At 70.1% G+C, this 6,827-nt stretch carries 7 protein-coding genes; 1 reads left to right on the top strand and 6 read right to left on the bottom strand.

The window, feature by feature from the left end; genetic code table 11:
• On the top strand, positions 1-337 hold a 337-nt coding region (locus VFF46_RS15415; RefSeq protein ID WP_325037795.1), incomplete at its 5' end, for a nuclear transport factor 2 family protein.
• Here the strand turns inward: VFF46_RS15415 and smc are convergent.
• The 6 genes from smc to VFF46_RS15385 form a co-directional block, all read right to left on the bottom strand.
• Positions 334-3,891, bottom strand: a complete 3,558-nt coding sequence (gene smc / locus VFF46_RS15410; RefSeq protein WP_325037796.1) for a chromosome segregation protein SMC — start codon at positions 3,889-3,891, stop codon at positions 334-336. The genes VFF46_RS15415 and smc overlap by 4 nt on opposite strands.
• Before the next feature lie 287 nt (positions 3,892-4,178).
• Positions 4,179-4,379: a hypothetical protein gene (locus VFF46_RS15405; protein ID WP_130449173.1), complete on the bottom strand. Its 201-nt coding sequence runs from the start codon at positions 4,377-4,379 to the stop codon at positions 4,179-4,181.
• Between the two features lie 144 nt (positions 4,380-4,523).
• Positions 4,524-5,378, bottom strand: coding sequence for a bifunctional DNA-formamidopyrimidine glycosylase/DNA-(apurinic or apyrimidinic site) lyase (gene mutM, locus VFF46_RS15400; RefSeq protein WP_325037794.1), 855 nt, complete (start codon positions 5,376-5,378; stop codon positions 4,524-4,526).
• Positions 5,379-6,113: a ribonuclease III gene (gene rnc / locus VFF46_RS15395; RefSeq protein WP_325037793.1), complete on the bottom strand. Its 735-nt coding sequence runs from the start codon at positions 6,111-6,113 to the stop codon at positions 5,379-5,381.
• A 13-nt stretch (positions 6,114-6,126) separates the two neighbouring features.
• The gene (gene rpmF / locus VFF46_RS15390) at positions 6,127-6,318 is read right to left on the bottom strand and encodes a 50S ribosomal protein L32 (RefSeq protein ID WP_130387616.1); all 192 of its coding nucleotides are present in this window, start codon (positions 6,316-6,318) and stop codon (positions 6,127-6,129) included.
• A gap of 83 nt (positions 6,319-6,401) precedes the next feature.
• The coding region (locus VFF46_RS15385) for a DUF177 domain-containing protein (RefSeq protein ID WP_325037792.1) at positions 6,402-6,827 on the bottom strand (426 nt) is incomplete at its 5' end.

Here is a 6,827-nt window from a genome sequence, read left to right as displayed (position 1 = left end):
TATGGTCGAAAGCATGAGCCAGGAGATCCCAGCACCGGTCCAGCGCGCCCTCGACGCGATCGACGCCCTCGACAACGACGCGTTCGTCGCCGCCTTCGCCCCCGACGGCTACGTGAACGACTGGGGCCGCGAGTTCCGCGGTCCCGACCAGATCCGCGCGTGGAGCGACAACGAGCTGATCGGCAAACAGGCCACCTTCACCGGCACCGAGGTCAGCACCCCCGGCAACCCGGTGACCATCCGTACCCAGGTGGGCGGCCAGGGGTTCAACGGCCCGTCCCACTTCACCTTCGCCGTCCAAGGCGATCACCTCGCCTCGATGACGATCACCGCCTAGACGGGCTCGGGTTCGCGGATTCGTTGGGAGATTACGGCGGAGACGCCGTCGCCGCGCATCGTGACGCCGTACAGGGCGTCGGCTACCTCCATGGTGCGTTTCTGGTGGGTGATGACCAGGAGCTGGCTGTTCTCGCGGAGTTCTTCGTAGATCTCCAGGAGGCGGCCGAGGTTGGTGTCGTCCAGGGCGGCTTCCACCTCGTCGAGGATGTAGAACGGGGACGGGCGGGCCTTGAACAGGGCGACCAGGAAGGCGACCGCGACCAGTGAGCGCTCGCCGCCGGAGAGCAGCGAGAGGCGCTTGACCTTCTTGCCGGGTGGGCGGGCCTCGACGTCGATGCCCGTGGCGAGCATGTCCGAGGGATCGGTGAGGACCAGCCGGCCCTCGCCGCCGGGGAACAGCCGGCTGAAGACGTGCTCGAACGCGACCTCGACGTCCCGGTACGCCTCGGTGAACACCTGCTCGACCCGCTCGTCGACCTCCTTGACGATGTCCATCAGGTCGCGGCGGGACTTCTTCAGGTCGTCGAGCTGCTCGGAGAGGAAGCGGTGCCGCTCCTCCATCGCCTCGAATTCCTCGAGCGCCAGCGGGTTGATCTTGCCGAGCTGGTTCAGCGCCCGCTCGGCCTGCTTCAGCCGCTTCTCCACCTTGGTCCGGTTGAACGGCTCGCCCTCGAGCTCCGCATCCTCCGCACCCGGCGTAGGCACGGGTGGCACCAGCTGGTCCGGTCCGTACTCCGTGACCAGCGCGTCGACCTCGATCCCGAGCTCGCCGAGCGCCTTCTCGTACAGCGCCTCGAGCCGCATCTTCTGCTCGGCCCGCGCCAGCGCGTCCCGGTGCACGGTGTTGGTCAGCTGCTCCAGCTCGGAGCTCAGGTTCCGGGTCGTGGACCGGGCCTGCGCCAGCGCCTGCTCCCGGTCCGCCCGCTGCGCCTGGATCTCCGCCCGCTCGGCGGCGGCCAGCTGCAGCGAGGACTCCAGCCGCGCCAGCACGTGACCGGCAGCCAGGTGTACGGCGTGCGCCGCCTCCGCCTGCCGCGCCCGCCGGGCCGCCCGCGCGATCGACCGGGCCCGCGCCTCGCGCTCCTGCCGCGCCGCCCGCTCCAGCGAGTCCGCGCGACCGGACAGCGCCCGCGCCCGCTCCTCAGTGGTCCGCAGCGCCAGCCGCGCCTCCATCTCGGCGGCACGCCCCGCCTTCGCCGCGTCGGCCAGCCGGTCGCGCTCCGACGTGTCCGGCTCGTCGCCGTCCTCGTCGAACGCCTCCGCGTCCATCAGCCGCTCTTCGAGGTCGGCCAGGCCGGACAGGTTCCGGTCGCGCTCCTCCTCGGCCGCCGCGATCGCCTCGGCCATCCGCTCCGCCTCACCGCGGGAGGCCTTGGCCAGCGATCCGAAGTGCCCGAGCTGCTCGGCCACCGCGGCCATCGAGGCATCCGACTCGTGCAGCCGGGCCAGCGTGATCTCGACGGACTCCTTCTGCCGGGCCCGCTCCTGCTCCAGCGCCTGCAGCTCGAACCGCAGCCGCTCGCTGCGCGCCGTCGCCTCGGTCAGCTTCTCCGCCGCCTCGTCGACCGCGGACTGCACCTCGATCAGGCTCGGCGCGGCGTCCGACCCGCCGTACACGAAATGCGCCCCGAGGACGTCGCCCGCCCGCGTCGTACAGGTGACGTCGGGCAGGTTCCGCAGCAGTGACTGCGCCGCCGGTACGTCGTCGACCACGGCGACCTTGCGCAACAGCCGCCGCAGCCCGGGCCGCAAGGTCTCCGGGCAGTCGATGACATCCACGGCGTACGACGCTCCGTACGGCAGCACCGGCCACAGCGAGTAGTCGTCGGCGGGCGCGTCGCCGAGCAGCATCCCGGCCCGGCCGAGGTCGTGCTCCTTCAGGTGCCCGACCGCCTGGAGCGCGGCGTCGGAATGCGTCACGGCGACCGCGTCGGCGGCCTCGCCCAGGGCGGCCGCGATCGCGGTCTCGTACCCGGGCCGGACGCTCAGCAGCGCGGCCACCGACCCCATCAGGCCGTTGATCTGCTCGGACGCGGCCAGCAGCGCGCCGGCACCGTCCTTGCGGTTCAGGCCGAGCTCGAGCGCTTCCTTCCGGGCCGCCAGACCGGTGCGCTCGCGCTCCGCGTCGCGCTCCTCGGCCCGCAGCTTCGTCAGCCGCTCGTCCAGCTCGTCGAGGACCGCCTGAGCGCCCTCGTACTCCTCGTCGAGGCCCTTCTCGCCGGCATCAAGCCCGGCGACCTGGGTCTCCAGCGCGGTGAAGTCGTGCTGCGCCTTCGCGGCCCGCTCCTCGGCCTCGCGGCGGTTGTTCGCCAGCCGGCCGATCTCGGACTCGGCAGCGGCCGCGCGGCTCTTCAGCGCGTTCACCTGGCCGGTCAGCCGGGCCAGACCCTCGCGGCGGTCGGCCGCGGCCCGGATCAGCGCGGAGATCCGGCGCTCCTCCTCGGCCTCCTGGGCCTCCAGCTGCTGGCGGCGCTCGACGGACTCGGCGAGCAGCTCGGAGTGCGCCTCGACCTCGGCCTCGATCTGCGCCTCGGTCTCCCGGACCCGGGCGGCCTCCAGCTCCAGCTCCTCCGGGTCGCGTCCCGGCCGCGGCTCCTCGGCCTCGTCGTTCAGCGAACGGATCCGGTCCGCGGCGATCCGCGCCGTACCCTTGATCTTCTCGCCGAAGCCGGACAGCTGGTACCAGGTGTCCTGGGCGGCCTGCAGCGCCGGGGCGTCCTCGCGGAGCGCGTCCTCGAGCTCGGCCTCCAGCTCCCGGGCCTCGCGGAGCTTCGCCTCGACCTCGGTACGGCGTTCGGTCAGCCGGGCCTCGTCGCGCAGCTCGGCCTCCAGCGCGGACTGCGCCTGGACGATGTCGTCGGCCAGCAGCCGGGCGCGGCCGTCGCGGACCTCCGCCTGGATCGTCACCGCCCGGCGCGCCACCTCCGCCTGGCGCCCGAGCGGCTTCAGCTGGCGGCGGATCTCGGTGATCAGGTCGCCGAGCCGGTGCAGGTTGCCCTCGGTGGCCTCCAGCTTCCGGATCGCCTTTTCCTTGCGCTTGCGGTGCTTCAGGACCCCGGCGGCCTCCTCGACGAAGCCGCGGCGGCCCTCCGGCGTGGCGCGCAGGATCGAGTCCAGCTGGCCCTGGCCGACGATGACGTGCATCTCGCGGCCGATACCGGAGTCGCTGAGCAGTTCCTGGACGTCGAGCAGCCGGCAGTTCTGGCCGTTGATCTGGTAGTCGGAGCCGCCGTTGCGGAACATCGTCCGGCTGATCGTCACCTCGGCGTACTCGATCGGCAGCGCGCCGTCGGTGTTGTCGATGGTGAGCACCACCTCGGCGCGGCCGAGCGGCGAGCGGCCGGAGGTGCCGGCGAAGATGACGTCCTCCATCTTGCCGCCGCGCAGCGACTTGGCGCCCTGCTCACCCATCACCCAGGCCAGCGCGTCGACCACGTTGGACTTGCCGGAGCCGTTCGGCCCGACGATGCAGGTGATGCCTGGTTCGAAGTTCATCGTCGTCGCGGACGCGAACGACTTGAAACCCCGGAGCGTCATGCTCTTCAGGTACAAGGCGAAGGTCTCCAACCCGTGAAAGGACAGACGGTACCTAAGGAACCGCCGTAGCTGTTCGTCACGCTGCCGCTACCCGGGGGAAGGTGTTCCGCTTCGCAGTCTACAAAGAGATCCACGCGATCCAGCGGAGGCCGAGCCGTTCAGAGACGTCCGGCGAAAGCTCTGGGAGCACAACATTGGGTGAACATACAGAACATTACTCAACAGCAAGCGGCGGAGGCCCGGACGGGGGCCACCGCCGTTCGGAGTATGAAGCGGACGGTAAAAAGTACCTCTGTGCTGCGTCAGACCGAGGCGGGAGCGCGCAGAGCCTCGTCGACGGTGAGCAGCCGACCCTCGTGGATCTGGGCCACCAGGTGATCGTTCTCTGCCTGGAGCCGCATCACGTGCGCCTCCAGATCTGCGACACGCCGATTGAGCAGACGAACCTGCTCGAGCATGCGCGGGTCAGTGCCTCCAAGATGCCCTAGAAGAGCCTTGGCCATTGTGCTGTCCTCCGGAAGGGTTCTGGCCGGTCGCGCTCCTCAGTCCAGGTCATGCGGGAGCGCCGAAAAGGTGTGCCGTCTTTCAGGGTGACACCGGCGGGGGCGACGGGTCAACCTGGGCCACATTTGTTAACGATACCTCGTTCACCAGCGAACTTGCCTGGGAACGGGCTGGCATTTCGGGCACCGGTACGACGAACGGTTCATGAACGGCTCGCGACGGATCGGCCGGCCGTCCCGCGGGCACGGCGATCCTTCCTGGCCGTAGACGTTCAGGCCGCGCTCGAAGTACCCCGATTCCCCGTTCACGTTGACGTACAGGGCGTCGAAGCTGGTGCCACCAACGGTCAGTGCCTCGGCCATCACGGCCTGGGCCTGCTCCAGGATCGCCCTTATTTGTAAGGGTTTCAGCGTTTCGGTGGCCCGGGCGTAGTGCAGCTTGGCCCGCCAGAGCGCCTCGTCGGCGTAGATGTTGCCGATCCCGCTGACCGCGGTCTGGTCCAGCAGCGCCCGCTTCAGGCCGGTCCTCCGGCGCCGGATCTTCGCGATCGCGGCCTCGGGGTCGAACAGCGGGTCGAACGGATCGCGGGCGATGTGCGCGATCTCGGCGGGCAGCTCGGCGCCGCCCTCGGAGTACGACAGACCACCGAACATCCGCTGGTCCACAAACCGGACCTCTCCGCCGCCGTCGGCGAACCGGAACCGGACCCGCAGGTGCGGCTCGTCCGGCGCGCCGACGGGCTGGACCCGGAACTGACCGCTCATCCCGAGGTGGGTCAGCACCGCGTCACCGGAGGTCAGCGGCAGCCAGAGGTACTTCCCGCGCCGGGCCGGCTCCGCGAACACCTGCCCCTTGAGCCGGGAGACGAAGTCCTCCGGCCCGGCGGCGTGACGCCGTACCGGGCGGGGATGCAGGACCTCGACGGACTCGACCGTCCGGCCGGTGAGGAACTCCACCAGGCCGCGACGGACGACTTCTACCTCCGGAAGCTCCGGCACTTACGGCTGCTGCGAGGGGTCCACGCTGTCCGGATGCGCGGCGCGCAGTGCCTTCCAGGCGGTCTCGGCGGCCTGCTGCTCGGCTTCCTTCTTGCTCCGGCCGATGCCGTGACCGTACGTGTCGGCGCCGATCCGGACCCGCGCCTCGAACGTCTTCGCGTGGTCCGGCCCGGACTCCGCGATCACGTACTCCGGCACGCCGACGCCGAGCTGGGCGACCAGCTCCTGCAGCGAGGTCTTCCAGTCCAGGCCGGCACCGAGCCGGGCCGACGACTCCATCAGGTCGTCGAACAGCCGGTGCACCACCCCGCCCGCGACCTCGAAGCCGCGGTCCAGGTAGACGGCGCCGATCAGCGCCTCGACACAGTCGGCGAGGATCGAGGACTTGTCCCGACCACCGGTGGCCTCTTCGCCGCGGCCGAGCCGCAGGTACTTGCCGAGCTTGAGCTCGCGGGCGACCCCCGCGAGCGCACGCATGTTGACCACCGCGGCCCGGAGCTTGGCCAGCCGGCCTTCGCTCAGGTCCGGGTGGTTCCGGAACAACGACTCCGTGACGATGACGCCGAGCACGGAGTCCCCGAGGAACTCCAGCCGCTCGTTCGTCGGCAGCCCACCGTTCTCGTACGCGAACGAACGGTGGGTGAAGGCGTGCTCCAGCAAATTGTCAGCCAGCGATACGCCGAGCCGCTGGTTCAGCTCGGCGTAGAGCCCCGTTTCGTTGACCGATGAATTCACTGATAGGTGCCGTTTAGCTCTCGACGACCTGGCGGCGCTCGCCCTTGGCGCCGTACTGGCCGCAGTTCGGGCAGACGGTGTGCTGCAGGTGCTTCGCGCGGCAGGCGGGGTTCACGCAGGTCACCAGCGACGGGGCAGTGGTCTTCCACTGGGCCCGGCGGCTCCGGGTGTTGCTGCGCGACATCTTCCGCTTCGGAACGGCCACGGTTATGACTCCTCGGTTCGGCCGGAGGCCCGGTGGGACCCGGCCGGCTCAGTCTGACGATTTCGGGTGGTGCGTGGAGCTGTTCAGTTGTCCTGCTGGTCCTGCAGGTTGCCGAGGGCTGCCCAGCGGGGATCGATGCGTTCCTCGTGCTTGTGGCCGGGCTCGTCCGCCAGGCGCACCCCGCAGTCGGGGCACAGTCCCGGACAGTCGTCCGTACACAACGGCTGGAACGGCAGCGCGAGCACCACCTGGTCCCTCAGCACCGGCTCGAGGTCGATCAGATCGCCCTCCATCCGGCTGGCCTCGTCCGGCTCGGCGTCGCTCTCCGGATAGACGTACAGCTCCTGGACGTCAGCGAGGAACTCGTCCTCGATATCGACCAGGCACCGCGCGCACTCCCCGACCAGGCGGCCACGGGCCGTTCCGGTGACGAGCACCCCTTCGACCACCGATTCCAGCCGTAGATCGAACTGGATCGGATCGCCTTCGGGGACGCCGATCACGTCGAT

The organism is Kribbella sp. (assembly GCF_035655035.1).
Taxonomy (GTDB): domain Bacteria; phylum Actinomycetota; class Actinomycetes; order Propionibacteriales; family Kribbellaceae; genus Kribbella.
Note: the sequence above shows the minus strand (reverse complement) of the source record. Positions and strands in the feature narration are given on the sequence as shown.

Excerpts from the sequence above, each read along its gene's own strand:
- VFF46_RS15405 (WP_130449173.1), bottom strand. The coding sequence starts at position 4,379 with ATGGCCAAGGCTCTTCTAGGGCATCTTGGAGGCACTGACCCGCGCATG.